This is a genomic window from Candidatus Neomarinimicrobiota bacterium, from assembly GCA_016784545.1.
GTDB lineage: Bacteria > Fidelibacterota > UBA8477 > UBA8477 > JABMPR01 > JABMPR01.
In genome coordinates this window covers 16487-36795 of record JADHUM010000005.1, presented here as the reverse complement: position 1 = coordinate 36795, position 20309 = coordinate 16487, and the positions used below count along the sequence as shown (strand labels likewise).

Genomic DNA, 20309 nt, shown 5'->3' with positions numbered 1-20309 from the left:
TTCAACACCCTGGGGTAACCCATTGCGAGAACATATGCATAGAATTCAACCCAAGCTTTCCGTTCTTAGCGAAGAACAAATTCTGAAAGTCCATCAAGACTCCCTTAAGGTTCTGTCTCATACTGGGATACGGGTAGACTCAGAACGAGCGAGGGTAATGTTCTCTGGTGCAATTGGTGGGACAATTCACGACAATCTTGTTCGAATACCGGCTGAACTGGTTCAGCAATCACTCCAGTCTGCACCTTCAAATATCCATATGTACAATAGGGATGGCAGTCTGGCTTTTTCTTTAGGTGGCCATCAGCAATCTGGAACTATTTATGGGATTGGTGTAACCAACTCCTGGTATCAGAATCCGGAAAATGACTCTCTCACCCCCATAACGCGGAAGCATATTGAAATCGCTTCCTCCCTGGGCAATACCCTTTCCCGGTTTGATCTTGTTTCAACCCCAGGGGTGATCCAAAATGACAGTTCTAAAGTAGGGGAGGTACTGGCTACCCTGGAGATGATGGCCAATACCACCAAACCTCTATGTATACTAATATCTGAACCAATACAATTTGACCGAACGCTTGACATGCTGGAGCATCTTCATGGGAATATCTCGCAAAAACCATTTATCCTCCCATATTTCAATCCAGTTACACCCCTGGTCCTGAATGAGGACACCACGGATAAGATGTTCTCCACAATTGATCGTGGCTTGCCTTTCATATTCTCCAGTTACGGAATGTCAGGGGCAACAGCACCCATCAGCGCGGAGGGTACTCTGATCATGCTCAATGCTGAATTATTGGCAGGTCTGGTACTCTCTCAATTAATCAAACCCGGGACACCAATCATTTTAGGGAGCCTGCCTTCAGTTTTTGACATGCAGAATATGATTTCCGCATATACATCTCAAACCATGCTGGTCAATCTGGCTTGTGCCGAGATGATGGATCACTACCACATTCCACATGCAGGAACGTCTGGCAGCGGTACCGGGTGGGGACCAGATTTATTAGCCAGTGGTACCCTGTGGATGAATCATCTTACCAATTCCATAGGCAAGGTTGGATTGGCCCCTTTTGTTGGAGGTAATTTTGATTCACAAGCATTTTCACCTACCACAGTGGTCTATGCTGATGAAATCATTCGTCAAGTGAGACAATTTGCTGCCGGTTTTGTAATGGATGACCATCCCGATCCTTTACCGGATATCGAATCAGCGGGACCGGGGGGGAGTTTCCTCATATCCGAAGCAACCCTGGCTCAATACCGAGAAGTGCATGAACAGCACAGTCAAATCTGGCCAGGATACACTTTAGAAAAGTGGCTCGATGAGGAAGAGCCCAAGGCTTCGGAAAAGCTGAGGAAGCACACAATGGACATTTTAGAAAATCTGAGTTTGCCAGAAGACCATGATGAGTTGATTGAAAACGGTGAGCGAATTATCTCCAGAATATAAACGAGAGAGGTTGGTGCTATGAGTAGGGTAGAGGATGCCATGGGAAAGTTTAATAATGGAAGCAATTGTGCTCAGTCCATAATCGGCACCTATGGCCCCCTGCGAGGTCTTGCTGAAGCTGATTGTCTCAGAATTGGCAGTGGCTTTGGCAGTGGTATGCGCCGTGCTGAAGTTTGCGGGGCTGTCAGTGGATCCATTATGGTGCTCGGCTTGGATTTTCAGCCTTCAGATTTGACTGGTGTCTCAAAAGATTACGTCAATCAGAGAACACTGGCATTCACCAACAAATTTGGAAAAAAGTGTGGGTCCATTCTTTGTCGTGACTTGTTGAGTTGTGATGTCAGTACGCCTGAAGGTGAACTCGAAGCAAAATCCAAAGAAACATCCCAAACGATTTGTCCTGGTCTGGTCCAGGCTGCCGCAGAACTAGTGGAAGAATTCATTCTATTACCCGAAAAATAATCAGTATAAAAACCAATTCAATTTCACCAAATAATGACTCCCGAAATCAATACAAACTAGTTGTTGACCAAGATCTCTACGAATAACATGTTCTGAGATGTTTAAGATTGGATCTATAGAATTGAAATCGATAGCTCTGTTGGCTCCCATGGCCGGTGTGACAGGTCATCCTTTTCGTGTGCTCTGCAAAGAACAGGGTGCCGGTCTGGTCTATACTGAATTTGTTTCTGCCAACGGTATCATCCGAGAGAATCAGAAAACGCTGGATATGATGAAATTCACAGAATCTGAGCGACCCATCGGGGTTCAGATTTTTGGTGAAACGCCAGAAGTCCTGGCTCAGAGTGCCAAATATATCGAAGACATTGTCAAACCAGATCTCATAGATCTGAACTTTGGATGCCCTGTTCCCAAGGTTACCAAGAGGGGAGCGGGATCGGCCATCTTAAGAGATTTGCCCCTGATGGACGAAGTTGCCCGAGCTGTTGTGGAAGCTGTTTCGATACCGGTGACAGCAAAAATTCGATCAGGTTGGAACAACGGTTGTATTGTTGCTCCAGTAGCTGCCGCTGCCCTGGAAGCAGCTGGCATTAAGGCTCTCACTTTGCACCCCCGTACCACCAAGCAACTGTATACAGGTGAAGCGGATTGGAGTTTGATTGCTGAAACACGAAAGGCCATCAGTATTCCTCTCATTGGGAACGGCGACATTAAAAGTGCAGCGGATGCCAAGCGCATGCTTGATGAAACGGGTTGTGATGGCGTTATGATTGGTCGGAGAGCTCTGGGGAATCCCTGGATATTCCGAGAGATCAATGAATATCTCAGTACTGGGGTTCTGCCTGAGGCAGTTAGATTGATTGACCGTGTGAAATTATGCCATCGTCATTTGTACCTTGAATCAGTAGCTATGGGTGATTATCGGGCAACCAATTATATCAAGAAACACCTCAGTTGGTATCTCAAAGGTTTCCCCGGTGCCTCAGAATACCGGAAGCGTCTCTATCGCCATATGGAATTTGCTTATATGGAAGGTGAAATTTCAAGAATTATTACTGAGTTGGAAAATGATCCTGAATTGGCAAACTTCTCATATCGTGAAGAAGGAGCCTTGTTCCCCAATGTTCCTGGTAGCAAAGATAATTACTAAATAGTTGTTTTAAGAATGGCTGGGCATTAAAAAGCCTAACAATCTCTATACATATTAATAAAAAAGATTATAATGTTTGCATTACAATCCTGCCTTTATTGGCGGGAATTTTGCATTGAATCGTGTTGTAGATTTTGTTTCAATCCAGAAATAATTATATAAAGGAGATAAAATGAGCGATCGAACTAAAGTATTGATCATGGGTGCAGCCGGGCGCGATTTTCATAATTTCAACGTTTTTTTCCGGGACAACGAAGACTACGATGTGGTTGCCTTCACCGCCACACAGATTCCAGATATTGATGGCAGAAAATACCCGGCAGAATTAGCTGGAAGCCTTTATCCAGAGGGCATATCAATTCACGATGAAGAAGAACTCGAAGATCTGATTTACGATCTTGATGTGGATGAAGTTGTTTTTGCCTACAGTGATCTTCCCTACGATTATGTCATGTCAAAAGCTGCCATTGTGAATTATGCCGGTGCAGATTTTCGTCTCATGGGTGCCAAATCAACCATGATTCCAAGCACTAAACCTGTGATTGCCATCTGTGCTGCTCGTACAGGTTGTGGTAAAAGCCAGACAACCCGTGCTGTCTGTGATCATCTTACAGCCCAGGGTAAAAAAGTGGTGGCCATCCGTCATCCCATGCCATATGGTGATCTTGTAAAACAAAAGGTGCAGCGCTTTGCTGAGCTGGCAGATCTCAAGAAACATGATTGTACTATTGAAGAAATGGAAGAATATGAACCACATATCATGAATAATACGGTTGTCTATGCCGGTGTCGACTATGAAGCCATCTTGAGAGAGGCCGAAAAAGAAGCTGATATCATCATCTGGGATGGTGGGAATAACGATATGCCCTTTTATATGCCTGATATCATGATCACCGTTGTTGATCCTCATCGAGCTGGTCACGAATTGACCTACTATCCTGGTGAAACCAACCTGCTCATGGCTGATGTGATAGTCATCAATAAAATTGATACCGCAGATATTGATGATATATCCACGATACGTGAGAATATCCGTATCGTCAATCCTGAAGCCATTGTAGTCGATGCTGCATCACCAGTTTCTGTTGATGATGAAGAGGTGATTTACGGCAAAAATGTATTGGTCGTCGAAGATGGCCCAACCCTGACCCATGGCGAGATGCAATATGGTGCTGGCGTGGTAGCTGCTGAGAAATATGGCGCTGCGAGTCTGGTTGATCCAAGACCCTGGACAGTCGGCAAGCTTTCTGAAACCTTCGAGAAATATCCAAATATTGGTGAGATTTTACCGGCCATGGGATATGGTGAAGAACAGATGAAAGATCTTGAAGCCACCATTAATGCAGTTGATTGTGAAGCCGTGGTTATTGGTACTCCAATCGATCTCAGACGCATCATTAATATTGAAAAACCCTCAGTCCGCGTGACCTACAAGTTGCAGGAAATTGGGATGCCTACCCTGGCTTCCATTCTGAATCCTGAAGTTCTCAAGGAAATGGAAGAGGCGGTTAAAAAGAGTCTCTAACGACTGGCTACGAGCCACATGTTAGATTGAAGAGGTCCTGTCTGCATGCATTCGGGACCTTTTTGTTTTAATCAGACCAGTCAGTCATAGATTATGGGCGTATGAGCCGTAAGAAATCAAATAGAATCAGTGTGGGCGAAGGCTGGACTTTCAATGCAGCCGCAGACCACTCAACGAGTAACCGTGGGAGTGGTAATAAGATTGTACGGTTACGCATGGAAAAGCGTAAAGGGAAACCTACCACGATTTTATATGACATGGAGGGAGTCGCTGACATGAAAGCGCTGGCAAAACAGCTAAAAAACCTGGTAAGTGCCGGCGGGACGACAAAAAACGAGAAAATTGAAATCCAGGGTGAACATCGAGACCGTTTTCGTGTATACTTGAGCGATGAAGGTTACGAAGTGAAAGGTTGACGATGTTACTACTCCTTACAATCGGTATTATCGGAGGCGCCATGCTCATCATGAGTATTGCGTTGATTCTCACGGGTGAAAATAAAGTCCATAGCTCATGCGCTGCGACTCATGAGCTTGATGGAGACGACCAATCCTGCGCCTTTTGTCCCAATGATGAGGATGAGGATCAACTCACGACTCTCTCCAAAGTTGGATATCCCGGACGTAAGGACATCGTCTCACAGGAAGCCTATAAGGGCAAATCGAATCGTAACATTATCGTGGAGCGTCTGAAATATAATAGCGGTCGCGACTAAGATCTTTCTCCCCTGATCCTTTGGGGCTGGTCTTCTTAGCCCTTCTTTTTCACAGCATTAATAACAAACTCATCGACATCCGAATTCGTATTCCTATCTTCTGACCTGAGCCACCCCAGACTAGAATAGGAATCGTTCCATGTCAGATAAAATCACACGAAAAGAAAGCTATTTGGGAATCTCCCCAAGTGCCTGGAAGGTTATCCTGGGTTTTACGCTCTTTAGATTATTCCTGGCCATCATCTTGCCGTTGACACCCCAGGAAGCCTACTATTGGAGCTGGAGCAGGGATCTCGCCTTATCCTATTTTGATCACCCTCCTTTGGCCAGTTATAGCATCTGGCTGACGACCCTCATTTTTGGCCAGACCATCTTTGGTATAAAGCTGGCTGCAGTGCTCTGGTATCTCGGAATGAACATCATCTGGGCTTCTATGATCCAGGAGATGTTTGACAATTCACGACAGACATTCTGGACCCTGCTTGCTTTGAATGCTTCTATTGTTTTCGAACTCTATGGTTTTGTCATTACCCCAGACACACCCTTATTATTTGCCTGGACCGCCACTATTTATGCGCTATGGAAGCTTGTTCAAACTGATCACCCCAAATGGTGGTATGTGGCTGGCTTGTTGATGGGACTTGCCTGGTTGGGAAAATATTCAGGGATCATGTTGGTACCTTCAGTTCTGCTTTTTACCATTGTTTCAAAAAATCAACGGAAATGGTTGCTTACGCCACATCCCTATCTGGGAGTATTACTGGCAATTGTGATCTTCTCACCTGTACTCATCTGGAACGCTCAACATGATTGGATGTCCTTTGCATTTCAAGGATCAGAAAGGGCATCCGGGATGGGTCACTGGAAGGTGAAACATTTTGGAGAGCTGTTGGGGTCACAGTTTTTTATCTTATCCCCCTATTTGTTTGTCGTCGTATTTGCCACATTAATCCGATATGGACGAAGGCTTTTCTCAGATCTGGATGACAAGATTCTACTCCTGCTTAGCAGTGGTCTCGTCACCGCAGTCTTTTTTATTGCCGTGAGTTTTAGGAGTCTGGTCAAAATGAATTGGTTAGCACCAGCGTACTGGTCACTCATCATTTTGGGTATTTATTTTCTCTTTCAATCTCCACAAAGATTTAATCGTATGCGAATCGGTATTTTCTCTTCAATTGTATTTCTCGGAATAGGTATCTCCGTCGTGGCGATTCCCAATGTACCTCTGGGCGAAGGGAATACCTGGAGTGGTTGGAAGCAAGCTGCTCATGATGTGAAGACCATACAGGATTCCCTTAAAAATGAGGGCCAAAATCCATTCATCTACAGCACCAATTATAAGGCGAGTTCACTGCTGAAATTCTATCTGCCCAATCAACCCAGAACCTATGCCCAGGACATCATCGGAAAACACGCTCTCCAATTCGATATCTGGCCCAAAGATGAAGAACTGAAGGGGCGGACAGGATTGCTTGTCGTGGATAATCGACGCGAATATCGTTTTAAATCTAAAAAAATAGTACCCTATTTCGATGATGTGAAAAAGGTGAAGACCACCAGGATTGAAAACTTCGGCAAATTGGTTCGAAAAATTGATATTTATCAATGTTCCAACTATCATGGTATAGAATAGGACACCAGTATGATAACTAAACCATATGGTTCCTGGAAATCTCCCATTTCAGGGAAGTCACTGGTGCAGAGTAGCTTGCGGTTGGGGCAAATCCAAATTAACGGTGATTCAATCTGTTGGACAGAGGGTCGACCTGCTGAAAAGGGTCGTACTGCACTCATGGGGTGGTCTGATGGTGAAATCCACGAGATTACATCCCCTGAATGTGATGTACGAACGCGAGCCCATGAGTATGGTGGAGGTGCATTTCTATGTCATGATGATTGCACTTATTATATAAACAACGCAGATCAACAAGTTTACCAAGTTCTTGGCAATGGTGGGTCCAGACAGATCACCCATGAACCAGATTACCGCTTTGCAGATATGATAAGAGATGAGGACCGCAATTTACTTTATGCTGTTGGCGAGAATCATGCAGATTCCAAAAAAGTTGTGAACTGTGTGCTCAGAATCTCTCTTTCAACTGGTGCATTGCATATCATTGCTGAAGGACATGATTTCTATTCCAACCCCCAGCTTAGTCCAGATGGAAATCAGCTTCTATTTCTGACCTGGGACCATCCAAATATGCCCTGGGACGGAACCCAGCTCTATGTAGCCAGCCTGAACATGGAAGGGGACGTCACGGGAATTCAGAACATCGCCGGAGGGAACCAGGAATCCATATTTCAGCCATGCTGGGATCCTGATGGCAGCATTTATTTTGTTTCTGATCGCACGGGGTGGTGGAACATCTATCACTATTCTGACTCTCAAGCTATTTGTGTCCTCGGAAAAGAGGCAGAATTTGGACTTCCACAGTGGGTTTTCGGAATGAGCAAGTATGCTGTTTTGGATTCTGGTGATCTGGTGGCGGCTTATACAGATATGTCAGGTTCACATCTCATTCGAATCGATGTTAATCTCGGCACTTTTCAAGATATTGCCACACCTTATTCCACCATTGATCAGGTCAGAGGCACAAAAAACCAAATTGCCTTTATAGGCAGTACGGAGTCTCATCCTGGTGAAGTGGTGACCATGGATTTGGATACAAATATGCTTACATGCTTGCGCAGGGCTGCGGAGACAAAGATGGAAGAAGCCTACATTTCCAGACCCCAGCATATCAGTTTTGAAACAGCTCCCCATGAATTGACCCACGCCTGGTTTTATCCTCCCCAAAACCCTGACTACCAGGCAGCTCCAGATGAACTACCTCCGCTTATTGTTCTGAGTCATGGCGGTCCCACCGGCAACAGCTCAAGCGCATTCAATATGGCCATTCAGTACTGGACGACCCGCGGTTTTGCTATCGTAGATGTGAACTACAGTGGCTCAACAGGTTATGGTCGCATTTATCGTGAACGTCTTAAACGGGATTGGGGGATTCGTGATGTCCATGACTGTGCTGCAGCAGCAAATTATCTGGCAGATCAAGGGTGGGTTGACAGAGAACGTCTCATCATCAAAGGAGGGAGTGCTGGGGGATATACCACACTCGCTGCATTGACCTTTTTAAATGTATTCAAGGCAGGAGCCAGCTATTATGGTGTTGGCGACTTAACCATACTGGCCCAGGACACTCATAAATTTGAGAGTCGTTATCTGGATAGTATGGTTGGACCTTATCCAGAAGACAAGCAGCTGTACTTGGACCGCTCACCCCTATATTTTGCTGATCAACTTGATTGTCCAGTCATTTTTATGCAAGGTTTGGATGATCCTGTTGTCCCACCAATACAAGCGGAGAGTATGGTGGCTGCCCTCAAGAAAAATGGTGTTCCAGTTGCTTATCTACCTTTTGAAGGGGAGTCCCACGGATTCAGACAGTCCTCGACTGTGATCAAAGCTATTGAGAGTGAATACTACTTTTATACTCGGATATTTGGAATCGAACCTGCTGAGTTACTGGAACCCATCGAAATTTTCAACTTGGATTAGTGCTTTAGTATCAAATTGGATGTTTCACCCTTTTCTGACATAAAAAAACTGCAACAATGTGACATTTTTGAACCGTGTTTATTCACGGTGGGCACCGCCCTTGAAAGATCAGACTTCCTTGATCCCTGGGGGGAGGGAAAGGCCTGCCTTAGCAATAAGGAGTTGGGTTCCCGTTGATTAGTTCTCGTTCAAAAAATGCCGAGCATCATTGCAGTTTAATTTTTAAAAAGCACCCAAATTTTCCCCCGATGCGCCAAATTTAGCTCCAGAGCTGTTCAAGTCCTAGAGCTATCGAATTTGATTTTAATAAAGGTTGATGTAGACCCTTCAGCAGGGCGGAAAAACCACTGGTAGAGGATGAATACTAGACCTTGGTCAGAACTTCCTCTCCCTCAGATTTTGCGACAATCACAGCACCCATGGTATCGCTGGTAATGTTTACTACGGTCCGAAACATATCAAGGGGACGATCAACAGCCAGCATGGTCCCGACAATGATAGCGGCTTGTGGATGATCACCTAGACCCACTGCATCCAGCACAATAAATATCATAACCAAACCTGCTGAGGGGATTGCGGCGGCTCCAACTGATGCGAGGAAAGCCGTGATAACAATGAGTAACTGTTGGGACACGGTCAGGTCAAATCCCAGTGCCTGGGCAATAAAAAGAACCCCTGCACATTCATAGAGAGCGGTTCCATCCATGTTGATCGTTGCACCCAGGGGGAGCACAAAACTGGTGACTTTATTTGAGACACCTGCACGATTTTCCACACAATCCATTGTCACAGGCAATGTGGCGCCTGAAGAACTGGTTGAAAAGGCCGTCGCCATGGCAGAAGCTATGGCTTTAAAGTGTTTTAGCGGATTGATCCTGGTGAAAAGATAAAAAACAATGGGCAATACGATAAAAATGTGAATGGTCAGCCCAGATGCTATGGTCACCATGTACCAGCCAACTGCCTTGAAAAGCATAAACCCCGTACTGGCAACTGCCTTGGCAATCAGTCCAAAGACACCAATGGGCAGGAAGAGGATCACACCCTGTGTCATTTTCATCATGACCTTAAAAAAGGTGTCAAAGAGATCTCTTACCACTTTGTATTGAGTTTTTGGCAATACGGTGATAGACATGCCCAGTGCTATTGAGAAAAAGATAACGGAAAGAACATCACCTTTTGCTGCAGCAGCAATGGGGTTCGTGGGAATCATACGAATGAGAATATTGCCTAAGCTTCCCGGTTGGCTAAGGCTGGAGGGATCAAAATCTTTACCACCTGCAGTTATATCCACACCAACACCTGGCTGAATAATATTGGTAAGCGTCAAGCCGATGAGGATGGCCAACATTGAAGTGAGGAAGTAGTATCCGAAGGTTTTCGCTCCTAGACGCCCCAGACTCTTGCTCTCGCCAATACCCGCTACACCAGATGTGATGGAGAAAAAGATAAGGGGCACGATGACCATTTTCAGCAAGCGCATAAACATGTCACCCACAGGGGCCACATTCATTGCTTTTTCACCCAACAATAGGGCATAGACTATTCCGGCACCCATTCCAATAAACACTTTCCAGTATAATTCCAAATTCCAGAACTTCATGAATGCCCGACGGAGCAATGACATAGTATCAACCTCAAAATTTTATTGATGCTTTATTATACGTGACACAATATAGAATTGCTATGCTGGATTGCACCCCGCAATTTGGATCAGAAAGGGATTGACTCATTGCAGGATTTGATTTAGTTCCTTGTGGGGAAAGAAAAGGATACGTTGTGTTTTTTATCGTCGTCATTTTTGTAATGACCCTCCTGTATGGGTATGTGGGCGCCAGAGTGATTGCCCCCTTTGATATTTCAGGTCTGGGTCTTTTTGTATACTGGACAATTATTGTCCTGTTGGCTGTCGCTCCCATCGCTGGAATGATCCTTAGGTCCAGGGGACATGAAACCCCCTCTATAGATGCCTTTTTGTGGGTAGGATTTATTGGTATGGGGTTGTTCTCTCTGGCTTTTATCGCTTTTATTATTCGGGATCTGGGCTGGATTACTGGTACGCTTTCATTCAAAATATTGAAATCAATTACCAACAGCAGTCCCAGCAGTCTTGAATTCGATCCAGGGCGCAGACAATTCCTTTTGATGTCCATGAACCTGGGCATTGTGGGAGTTACTTCTCTTTTGGGTGGGATTGGACTGTTTCAAGCGCGCAGAAGGGCTACTGTTATCACTCAAAACATTACCCTTCCAAATCTACCTGCAGAATTTCAGGGACTGAAGATTGCTCAGATATCAGATCTGCACATCGGACCTACGATCAAGGCAGACTATGCACGCACAGTAGTTAATCAGGTCAATGCTCTCAAACCAGATCTCATATTTTTCACCGGTGATATGGTGGATGGATCCGTTGACCGTTTATCAAAAGATGTTGAACCGCTACGCAATTTAAAATCTAAATACGGCACCTATTTTGTCACGGGTAATCATGAGTATTACTCAGGTGCCCTGCAATGGGTAGATAAAGTGCACGAACTGGGTATGATACATCTTGAGAACGAACATCGCATTTTGAGAATAGGGGAGGCCTCTCTGGCAATTGCCGGGGTTACCGACCTCATGGCCCACCATACTATTAAATCTCATAAAACAAACCCTCAGAAGGCCATGAGAGGAATCCCTGTTGATATGCCCACCATCATGCTGGCCCACCAGCCTGGAACAGCTGAGTTGACCCAGGACCTGGCCATTGATCTTATGTTATGCGGTCATACCCATGGTGGACAATTTATGCCCTTTAATCTGGCTGTGGCCAGGGCCCACAAATACTATGCTGGTTTGTATGTCCATGACAAAATGCAAGTATATGTAAATCGTGGCACAGGATATTGGGGTCCCCCCCTGCGTCTTGGAATTCCCTCAGAAATCACCTTAATCAACCTTGAATCTGATGTGAGTGGGATGAGCTGATCCCAGGAAACATTCGCAGATACTAAAAAGCACCCCGCTGAGCAGGGTGCTTTTTTTGTCTTCATAGGGAGGAAGAAGATTTATTTGCGAAAGGGTCCTGGACCTCCTTCGCAGTTACCACGGTTTCCTTTTCCGCGGTGGCCCTTACGACCGGCCTTGGCTTTCATATTTTTCTTGAAAATCTTATATTGGTCATCAGTCAGGACTTTACGAATTTCAAGATGGTGATCTGCCCGCGCTTTTTCCAGTGCGACCCTTTCCTCGCCAACCTTTTCGATTTGAGCATGAATTTTCTTTTTATTGGGCTCATCTGCCTGTTTAAGCTTTCTCAGCTCCAGTTGCTCAGTTTTTATATTGGCTTTCAGCGCTATTTGAAGCTTCTCAAAGTCATATCGCAGGTTTTGCATCTGTTCTTCCTGCTCACTTGTCAGCTGCAATTCCTGGAGTTTGTTTGTCTTCCTCATTCCAGATCCATCTCCAGCTCCCATTTGAGCAAATGTAGGTAGGGTAAGTCCCAAAAGAAGTATGGGGAGGATGAAGTGCTTCGTTTTTTTGTACATGGTGTTATTCCTTTCAATTTTCTGTGCTTTTAGACAACTATGTTTTAAGAAGGTTAAGTTCATCATAAATGTCTAAGGGAGTTACCGTCTGGAGGTTAATTTCACGTGTTCATTCATCTCATTTAGAAAGGAGTGAACCATGCTGCTATCCAATGGAAATATTTATCTCGATTATAATGCGACGACCCCCATTGATCCAATAGTGCTTGAAGCGATGGAACCTTTCTATCGTTCACATTTTGGGAATCCCTCTTCCAGTCATGGTCTTGGCAAATACAATCGACAAGCCATAGACGTTGCCCGAGAACAGGTGGCCGGGCTACTTGGTTGTAGTTCTCAAAATATCATATTCACATCTGGTGGTTCAGAATCAAATAATATGGCCTTAAAAGGCGTTGCTTCCCGAAGTTCGGAGAGAGGCCAGCATATTATTGTGTCCATGGTTGAGCATCCAGCTATCCTAAAGGTGGTTCAATACCTGCAACATCAGGGATTCAGAATCACATATCTTCCTGTTGACAATCAGGGAGTTGTCAAAGCTGAGGACCTGGAGGAGATTATTACTTCAAAAACCATCCTGGTTTCCGTTATGCATGCCAATAATGAGATTGGCAGTATCCAGCCTATCAATGAGCTGGCGGAAATAGCTCATCATGCAGGCGCAGTCTTTCATACTGATGCTGCCCAATCTATTGGGAAAATTCCCGTTGATGTGAACGATTTAGGATGTGACCTCTTGAGTGTGGCAGGACATAAATTGTATGCACCCAAAGGTGTTGGGGCCATCTATATCAAAGGGGGTGTTGATCTTGAACCCCTCATACACGGTGCAAATCATGAAAGAGGCTTAAGGGCAGGCACTGAAAATGTGGCCCAAATAGTTGGTTTGGGGATGGCTGCTGAAATTGCCAGTCAGAAATTGGAATCAGAGATGGTTAGACTAAAGAATTTGCGGGATCGTTTACAGGCAAGTCTGAAACAGGCATTCCCTGAAATACGCATCAATGCTTCAAGTACACCGAGGCTTCCCAATACGCTGAGTGTCAGTTTTGCTCAATTAAATGCACTTGAGATCTTGTCTGATCTTGATCAGGTCATGCTTTCAGCAGGTGCTGCTTGTCACAGTGCGGATGGGAAAGGTTCAGGTGTTCTGGAAGCCATGCACATTCCCTTAAACTACCAGCTTGGGACCATCAGAATTTCTCTCGGTAGATTTTGTGAAGAATCACAGGTGCAGCAGGCTTCAGCGATTCTCATTCAAAGAATAACTCAGCTGCTTGAAAATTAATTTATCGCCTTAACCAATTGAATAATTCGATGTCAAAGGAATGACATTTAACTCTATTTATAGATAGGAATTGAAATGATAAAGAAGTGGAAAACCATGGGATTGTTGAGTCTGGTGATCATACTGAGTGCGTGTAGTAGCAACGCATATTTGAGTCAGAAAGCAACAAATGATTTTAGAACCGATGGGCTACGCTCTGAGTGGACAGGTAGATTTCAGATTCCAGAAGGTGAGAGTTTTGCTCTTGGCGTGAGCCATGATAAGAATTACGTATATGTTGCTATAAGCAGTATCGATAAAGGCTTCCAGCGTCGAATAGCTTTGGGGGGGCTCACGTTGTGGCTTGATGTAAAAGGGGGCAAACGCCAGAATCTTGGAATTCAGTTTGAGGGCACAACGTCTGGAAGGAAACGGCCAAGTGCCTATCAGCGAGAACAATATAAAGTTGATGGGCGACAGAGTAGGGGTATGAATTCTGCTCCGTTACCAATAATTGAGGGTGACTTGACATTAATCCTTATAGATACCAAAGCAGGAAAAAGTCTGGGCCCTGCAGACCTGATGGCTTCGGCAAACTCTGATAATGAAACATTCTTTGTTGAATATCAGATTCCTTTGGCAATTCTGGGTGCTGACTTTGATAGACAGAAGAAATTGGGGCTGAGAATCGTCTCCACGTCAACAAAACCTAATATGAGAGAAGGACATTCAGGTGGAATGAAGGGCGGTCTGGAAGGTGGTGGTCAAGGCGGTAGATCTGGTGGCAGGGGAGGCGGCCAAAGGGGAGGTGGTCGACAAGCTGGTGGCCCATCAGGAACAGATATGGGGCAAAATGACCTTGATGTCTGGATGAAAATTAAACTCACTTCTTAAGAAATTAAGACCAAAAAAGTCTAAAAACTCCGTCTACATGGCGGAGTTTTTTTTGAAACAAATAATTGCATGTTGAGAACTCAAGCTTATCCTTGTCGTGACAATATTTATCACAAAATACTAGGGATGTTATGAAACGTCAATTACGCGATGAAATGAAGAAATCTCAATATGCTGGAACTTTAGCCAGTGACCATGGATTGGAGAATCACGGATTAAAACATTTAAACGATGTTTTTTGGAATTTATCCACATCGGAGCTTTATGAAGAGATTCTGGATCGGGAAGAGGGTAAAATTGCCCATAATGGTCCGCTTCTGGTTTATACAGGTGAGCATACCGCTCGTGCAGCCAATGACAAATTTGTAGTTCGAGAATCTTCAACCAAGGACGATATCTGGTGGGGTAAGCACAACAAACCATATACCAAAAAGAAATTTGCCAACCTGTCTAATAGACTAAAGGGTTATCTCCAGGGTAAAGATGTGTTTGTACAGGATTGCTATGTGGGAGCCGATGAAAAATATGGAATGCCCATCCGTGTGATCACCCAGTACGCCTGGCATAGCTTGTTTGCCCGAAATATGTTCGTGGTTGAGCGTGATGATGAAAAACTCAAGGAACATGTCCCTGCATTCACATTGATATCAGCGCCAGATTTCAAAGCAGATCCAGAATATGATGATTTACATAGTGAAACCTTCATTATCCTCAATTTTGAGGAGAGATTGGCGATTATTGGTGGTTCAAAATACGGTGGCGAAATAAAAAAATCATTTTTCACCATCATGAATTACCTCCTGCCAAAACGGGATGTCCTGACCATGCATTGCTCAGCCAATGTGGGTCAAAAAGGTGATGTAGCTATTTTCTTCGGCTTATCTGGCACTGGCAAAACCACGCTTTCAGCAGATGTGAATCGTGGACTGATCGGTGATGATGAACATGGTTGGAGTGATGATGGCGTCTTTAATTTTGAAGGTGGCTGCTATGCGAAAGTCATCAACCTCAATCCTGAGGCTGAGCCGCAAATTTATGCAGTAACCCAAATGTTCGGTACCATTCTCGAAAATGTTGTATTTGGTGGTCGTTTTCGACATTTAGATCTTGATGATAATATGTATACTGAAAATACCCGGGCATCATATCCCCTGGAATTTATAAGCAATGCGGTTCCAGGTGCCAGAGGTGGCAATCCCAAAAATATTTTTATGCTCACTTGTGATGTTTCTGGTGTACTGCCTCCCATCTCAAGGCTAAGCGCCGATCAGGCAATGTACCATTTTATATCCGGCTATACTTCCAAGGTGGGCGGTACCGAGATAGGTCTGGGTGCTGATCCCATCAGCACATTTAGTGCCTGTTTTGGTGCACCCTTCATGGTGCATCATCCCTATGTTTATGCTCGGCTTTTGAAGGATCGAATGCTGAAGCACAATGTGAATTGCTGGTTGATTAATACAGGTTGGACAGGTGGACCGTTTGGAGTCGGCAATCGCATTAGTATCAAGCATACCAGAGCTCTGCTTAATGCAGCGCTGGAGGGGGGATTGGATGCTGTAGATTTTAGAGAAGATCCCGTGTTTGGCTTCGAAATTCCAGAGAGCTGTCCTGAGGTACCTTCAGATATACTGGATCCAATTTTAACCTGGGCTGATAAAGATGATTATACCAGACGCTATCAGAACCTGGCAGTAAAATTTGTAGAAAACTTCAAACAGTTTGAGGATGGTGTTACGGCAGAAGTGATAGCAGCAGGTCCTAAAATCTAGTTGATTTTCTGCGCTAGGCTGAGTTTTGTGTGGCTGTTAAGCCCTTGCCGTATAGGGAAATGCAGGTGCTACTAGGGGAAAATGGTCTTTTACGAACGTATTATTGCTGCCCACGGTTCTGGTCTGAATATCGCTGATACTTAGTTTGTCCGTGTGAAAATGGAAATCGATCTGAGTATCAGTTTTCGAAGAGATATAGGGATAAATCTCCTGGAATGATGGGATCTCTTCTCCAAGAATATCATAAATGTTTACCACATCCTCCTTTCGATCAAAAAATACCAGACAGTTAAGCTCGGGGATCTCATACATCTTGTTGCGCATGGTGTATAATGCATGAAACATGAGCAATCTTGAGCTGAACACGCTGAATTCATTTGAGATGGGCACTCTGGATTTAGCATACAGATGAATCTTGTCCAGATGTTGCTGATTAGATGGATCAAGCTGAACAATACCGGCCTTTTTGTAAACAGGTTCAATTTGACAAAATTCCTGGCTTTCATCAAGGGGAGAGAAACCGTAACGCAGATAGAAAGGGATAGCCTCCTCATCAGCAAACAGGAAAACACCTTCATGTTGGCCCTTTGCCCAATCCAGACCCATATCGGTTAGTTCTCTACTTAAACCTTTTCTCCGCCAGCTGTTTTTAGTCCCAACACCGGAAATCTGTATCAACTTGGTTTTTCGACCCTGGATTACTGCATCCAGTAAATAAATACAAATACTGGAGATGACTTCGCCACCCTTAAAAAAAGTAAAGGGAGTAAATGCATCATCCCAATACCCTCGGGATTCCCATTCATTAAAATCAAGATTGTGTATATCTAAGATGAATTTCTTAAAGGCATCCTTGGCCTGCAGGTCATTCCAGTATTTAGTTTTTAACTCAAGATCCATGGAGCACCAATATTTTTTATGTTGGCAATCAGCTAGTCAGAATCCAGAAAAGATAAAACTGAAGCCATGACCTCATTTCTGCTGGTCTCTGAGAGAATACTTTCGAAGGGAAAGCCAAATACAACAATGTTGGATTCACCAGAAGCAGCGATGGCAGCACTGGTATTATTCTCAGAATACCGCAAAATAGTTTGGACATCTGAAGCTGCAGGCTCTATGGCATCAGGAGATTCAACCTTATAAAGCGTGGGATGAAAGCGAGTATTGAATTCCAGGTTCTGGGTAACTTTGAATTGGAACAGATCCTGGGCAATGGGGCTCAGTCCACCTGTGTTTACTGCGTGATCAGTTCGAAACTTGAACTTTAGTACTTCTTTGCCGAACTGCATATCCAATGTATCGTTCTCATTGTCGAAGAGATCAAATCCCACATGGGCACCGCTGAGGAACAAGTTTCCTCCTGATTGGGTATAGGCAGTGATTTTTTCCTGGAATGCTTGAGGAAAACCACGGAAATCCCTGGGGCTGAATTCTTTTGGACCCGGTACCTCTTTTTCTTCACCTAAAATAAGGTCAACCAGGGTATAATTGTTGATGTCCAATTGACCATCCCAGATGGCTTCATCACTTGAAGAAACAAATGAATAGCCTGCCTCACGTAAGGATTTCCCATGCAAATGGGGAAAGTCAAAGCTGTTGCCAGGTATGAGGGTGGTTTCCATGTCTCCAAAACTGGCACCATGTCCCGGTTCATCGTCATCAAGCCAGGGTGAATCTGCCCGTATGTCATATTGGGACCCGATATAATTCATATCATATCCATCTGAAACACCTTCATCCCACAGGTCAAAAAAGCCGAGGTATTCGTCCGATTCAATCGTTGTGGCTGCCGAAATACGATCAAAGGCATTCACAATTAAAACAGGTGCTTTTTCTCCACCCATATCGCATACAGATAGAATTTCAGAGGGGAAGCTCTCACCACCAGCGTTGAGAGCAGTCACCTTAAAACTGTATATGATACCCTCCTCCAGTGATTTGATATTGAGAATAGGACCATTCACCACAAAGCCGTTATCAAAACCCTCATCTTCAATTTGCGTATAAACCATGTATTTTTCAGGAATTGCCGTGCTCTCCAGAGAATCAAGTTCTGGCTGCCATTGCAGGTTTAAATCACCAGTTGGAGTAAAAGTGGCCTGGAAATGGGAGACAGGGAGGGGTTGAATAACATATTCAAGGTTCCATTGAGTTGAAATGTACCTGACCATGGCTTTATAGATAGATCTACTTGCATCAAATTGAAAGCGGGGATCATTGGCAAATTTCATATCAAGAAAGTTGTGGTGAGAGAGAAGCTCCAGTAATACTGAAGGTACATTGGGTCTATAAGCTTCACTATATCCTCTATCCCAGAGCATACGACGGGTCCAGGCTGGATCGTACTTGGCACGTATGTCATTCACAATCTGGGTTTGCAGAATATCTGCCAGATCCCGGTTGGTCATCCGGGACATTGAATCTGGAAAAAAATCTGTCTCTTCAGCGTCTTCAGTACTGTAAATAGACAACGTGCCGATGACAGTATCATTGCGTGTAAATCCAGCATCAGTATGAAAGGCAAAAGACAGATCGATGGGAATATTGAGCCCGGGTGCTTCACGGTCCAGATTGGGACCATATGGCGCTCCACGGAGATAATTGACCCACTCAGCGCGACATTGATAATCATCCTTATAATCACTCTCATCTTCGTTCAGATTATAAATCAGGGTATCTGGCATACCGGCATATTGGAGATAATAACGAGCTCCTTCGGTGAATCGTGGACGTCCACTAACTTGTCCTTCGCGGGAAATATTGCCTATGCCTCCGCCAAAACGTATGGCATCTGCGCTAATATACTGGCCTGATTCAGTGCTGCTATTGGTAAGCTCAACCCGATGGATATCCTCATTCAGGTCCTGGTTAAAATCAAATGTGCCCAGGTAGATCCAGGTACTGCCACCGATCTGTTGATTTACTAAAAATTCAGTCTGACCACCTCTATGAAAAACAGTATAGTGGGCATCCGTTACATTGCTGTCAGCCGCAGTATAAGCAATATAGACCGCATATTTCCCTGCCTCAGGAAGACTGGGTATCCAGCGTATTTTAGCGCTTCCGCTGGTGTCTGCCTTGATGAGACGGGACGTTCCCATGAAAAAGGGATTGTCTCCAGATACATATGGTGGGGTACCAATGGCAAAACCGGGTTGTTCCAGGGTCTTCCATTGTTCTAATTTAGAGTCATATTCCTGATACGCTGATTTTACCCCTGGTGTGTCATTGTCAATGATGACTTCATTGGTCTGGAGGTCACGCTCTCGAGGCAGAAAAACTTGAGCGCCTGCATTTTCAAGCATGGGGACGAGATATTTTAAGGTAAAGGACATGGGGAGCAGGTCTTCCACGGTCTGGAATACTCTCGCTCTTTGCCATTCCCAGCGATGAAGCTTTTGTTCATAGTACCAACCATGGCTGTGCCACAATGCAATATTGCGATTGTATAGACCAGATGATGGAGTCCATTTGTGGCTCACATTTCGAACCAGTGGCAGAGATCTTATCTCAGGTATGGGCATCCTGGATCGGTCATAGCTGCGTTTGCTGCTCCGGAAGTAATTGGGGATGAGGTCCTCAATGAGGTAGTCTACAGCATAAATCTTCACCCTGTAGTCTCTAAATTTTCTTCCCAGGGATTCCTTCATGCTAGAATGAATGTCTGTGACAACATTTTCTCTAAAGGGTGTGTTGGCAAAATTCCGATTAAAATGGATTTCAATGTTTTTTGAATCAGAATCGATAATAATGGTGTCGATTTTTGTGTATCTGTTGAGTTTGAGATGTGAGTCCCGGCTGGTGTTAGCTTCCAGAAAGCGTTCAACACCCTGATAGGCTTTCCTGGTTGTCCTATCCATCTCGGAATAGTCGTAGGAGGAATTTCCTGGCATACTTGATGAGCAGGCAATCAAAAATAATACGAGAAGACTTGTGAGTAACTTTTGATAAATATTCATGTTCAGAGGCTCCAAAT

The 20309-nt window shown here is 44.5% G+C and carries 16 protein-coding genes; 12 read left to right on the top strand and 4 right to left on the bottom strand.

Annotation, left to right across the window (positions count from 1 at the left end; genetic code table 11):
• Positions 1–34 precede the first annotated feature (34 nt).
• From ISR87_02160 to ISR87_02125, 8 genes are all read left to right on the top strand, one after another.
• On the top strand, positions 35–1456 hold the full coding sequence (locus tag ISR87_02160; GenBank protein ID MBL7024233.1) for a trimethylamine methyltransferase family protein: 1422 nt from the start codon (positions 35–37) through the stop codon (positions 1454–1456).
• Between the two features lie 18 nt (positions 1457–1474).
• Entirely contained in the window at positions 1475–1918 is a 444-nt protein-coding gene (locus tag ISR87_02155) for a C_GCAxxG_C_C family protein (protein ID MBL7024232.1), read from the top strand.
• 121 nt (positions 1919–2039) lie between these two features.
• The gene (gene dusB / locus ISR87_02150) at positions 2040–3068 is read left to right on the top strand and encodes a tRNA dihydrouridine synthase DusB (protein MBL7024231.1); all 1029 of its coding nucleotides are present in this window, start codon (positions 2040–2042) and stop codon (positions 3066–3068) included.
• Between the two features lie 172 nt (positions 3069–3240).
• Complete coding sequence (locus ISR87_02145; GenBank protein ID MBL7024230.1) at positions 3241–4593, top strand: GTPase; 1353 nt, start codon at positions 3241–3243, stop codon at positions 4591–4593.
• Positions 4594–4694: 101 nt separating this feature from the next.
• Positions 4695–5009 (top strand): translation initiation factor, encoded by a 315-nt coding sequence (locus ISR87_02140; GenBank protein MBL7024229.1) that lies wholly within the window; start codon positions 4695–4697, stop codon positions 5007–5009.
• Between the two features lie 2 nt (positions 5010–5011).
• Complete coding sequence (locus tag ISR87_02135; protein ID MBL7024228.1) at positions 5012–5308, top strand: hypothetical protein; 297 nt, start codon at positions 5012–5014, stop codon at positions 5306–5308.
• Between the two features lie 139 nt (positions 5309–5447).
• Positions 5448–6941 (top strand): glycosyltransferase family 39 protein, encoded by a 1494-nt coding sequence (locus ISR87_02130; GenBank protein ID MBL7024227.1) that lies wholly within the window; start codon positions 5448–5450, stop codon positions 6939–6941.
• A gap of 9 nt (positions 6942–6950) precedes the next feature.
• Complete coding sequence (locus ISR87_02125) at positions 6951–8867, top strand: S9 family peptidase (GenBank protein MBL7024226.1); 1917 nt, start codon at positions 6951–6953, stop codon at positions 8865–8867.
• 364 nt (positions 8868–9231) lie between these two features.
• Here the strand turns inward: ISR87_02125 and ISR87_02120 are convergent, their stop codons facing one another.
• Positions 9232–10470 (bottom strand): dicarboxylate/amino acid:cation symporter, encoded by a 1239-nt coding sequence (locus ISR87_02120; protein ID MBL7024225.1) that lies wholly within the window; start codon positions 10468–10470, stop codon positions 9232–9234.
• Positions 10471–10646: 176 nt separating this feature from the next.
• Between ISR87_02120 and ISR87_02115 the strand changes: the two genes are divergently transcribed.
• Positions 10647–11840, top strand: coding sequence for a metallophosphoesterase (locus ISR87_02115; GenBank protein MBL7024224.1), 1194 nt, complete (start codon positions 10647–10649; stop codon positions 11838–11840).
• Positions 11841–11920: 80 nt separating this feature from the next.
• Here the strand turns inward: ISR87_02115 and ISR87_02110 are convergent, their stop codons facing one another.
• Positions 11921–12400 carry a periplasmic heavy metal sensor gene (locus ISR87_02110; GenBank protein ID MBL7024223.1) on the bottom strand — a complete coding sequence of 160 codons (480 nt, stop codon included), beginning with the start codon at positions 12398–12400 and terminating at the stop codon, positions 11921–11923.
• 139 nt (positions 12401–12539) lie between these two features.
• Here ISR87_02110 and ISR87_02105 point away from each other — a divergent pair, with 139 nt between their 5' ends.
• The 3 genes from ISR87_02105 (at position 12540) to pckA (ending at position 16333) form a co-directional block, all read left to right on the top strand.
• Complete coding sequence (locus tag ISR87_02105) at positions 12540–13688, top strand: cysteine desulfurase (protein MBL7024222.1); 1149 nt, start codon at positions 12540–12542, stop codon at positions 13686–13688.
• Between the two features lie 75 nt (positions 13689–13763).
• The gene (locus tag ISR87_02100) at positions 13764–14561 is read left to right on the top strand and encodes a hypothetical protein (GenBank protein ID MBL7024221.1); all 798 of its coding nucleotides are present in this window, start codon (positions 13764–13766) and stop codon (positions 14559–14561) included.
• Positions 14562–14716: 155 nt separating this feature from the next.
• On the top strand, positions 14717–16333 hold the full coding sequence (gene pckA / locus ISR87_02095) for a phosphoenolpyruvate carboxykinase (ATP) (protein ID MBL7024220.1): 1617 nt from the start codon (positions 14717–14719) through the stop codon (positions 16331–16333).
• Positions 16334–16369: 36 nt separating this feature from the next.
• On the opposite strand, the gene ISR87_02090 is transcribed toward pckA, so the two are convergent.
• Both ISR87_02090 and ISR87_02085 read right to left on the bottom strand, forming a co-directional pair.
• Complete coding sequence (locus ISR87_02090) at positions 16370–17233, bottom strand: GNAT family N-acetyltransferase (GenBank protein ID MBL7024219.1); 864 nt, start codon at positions 17231–17233, stop codon at positions 16370–16372.
• Between the two features lie 32 nt (positions 17234–17265).
• Positions 17266–20292 carry a xanthan lyase gene (locus ISR87_02085; protein ID MBL7024218.1) on the bottom strand — a complete coding sequence of 1009 codons (3027 nt, stop codon included), beginning with the start codon at positions 20290–20292 and terminating at the stop codon, positions 17266–17268.
• Between the last annotated feature and the right edge of the window lie 17 nt (positions 20293–20309).

What these genes read in the sequence shown, in the direction of transcription:
- ISR87_02160 (MBL7024233.1), top strand. Translation starts at nt 35, where the DNA reads ATGCATAGAATTCAACCCAAGCTTTCCGTTCTTAGCGAAGAACAAATT.
- ISR87_02155 (MBL7024232.1), top strand. Translation starts at nt 1,475, where the DNA reads ATGAGTAGGGTAGAGGATGCCATGGGAAAGTTTAATAATGGAAGCAAT.
- ISR87_02145 (MBL7024230.1), top strand. Translation starts at nt 3,241, where the DNA reads ATGAGCGATCGAACTAAAGTATTGATCATGGGTGCAGCCGGGCGCGAT.
- ISR87_02140 (MBL7024229.1), top strand. Translation starts at nt 4,695, where the DNA reads ATGAGCCGTAAGAAATCAAATAGAATCAGTGTGGGCGAAGGCTGGACT.
- ISR87_02135 (MBL7024228.1), top strand. Translation starts at nt 5,012, where the DNA reads ATGTTACTACTCCTTACAATCGGTATTATCGGAGGCGCCATGCTCATC.
- ISR87_02130 (MBL7024227.1), top strand. Translation starts at nt 5,448, where the DNA reads ATGTCAGATAAAATCACACGAAAAGAAAGCTATTTGGGAATCTCCCCA.
- ISR87_02125 (MBL7024226.1), top strand. Translation starts at nt 6,951, where the DNA reads ATGATAACTAAACCATATGGTTCCTGGAAATCTCCCATTTCAGGGAAG.
- ISR87_02120 (MBL7024225.1), bottom strand. Translation starts at nt 10,470, where the DNA reads ATGAAGTTCTGGAATTTGGAATTATACTGGAAAGTGTTTATTGGAATG.
- ISR87_02110 (MBL7024223.1), bottom strand. Translation starts at nt 12,400, where the DNA reads ATGTACAAAAAAACGAAGCACTTCATCCTCCCCATACTTCTTTTGGGA.
- ISR87_02105 (MBL7024222.1), top strand. Translation starts at nt 12,540, where the DNA reads ATGCTGCTATCCAATGGAAATATTTATCTCGATTATAATGCGACGACC.
- ISR87_02100 (MBL7024221.1), top strand. Translation starts at nt 13,764, where the DNA reads ATGATAAAGAAGTGGAAAACCATGGGATTGTTGAGTCTGGTGATCATA.
- pckA (MBL7024220.1), top strand. Translation starts at nt 14,717, where the DNA reads ATGAAGAAATCTCAATATGCTGGAACTTTAGCCAGTGACCATGGATTG.
- ISR87_02090 (MBL7024219.1), bottom strand. Translation starts at nt 17,233, where the DNA reads ATGGATCTTGAGTTAAAAACTAAATACTGGAATGACCTGCAGGCCAAG.
- ISR87_02085 (MBL7024218.1), bottom strand. Translation starts at nt 20,292, where the DNA reads ATGAATATTTATCAAAAGTTACTCACAAGTCTTCTCGTATTATTTTTG.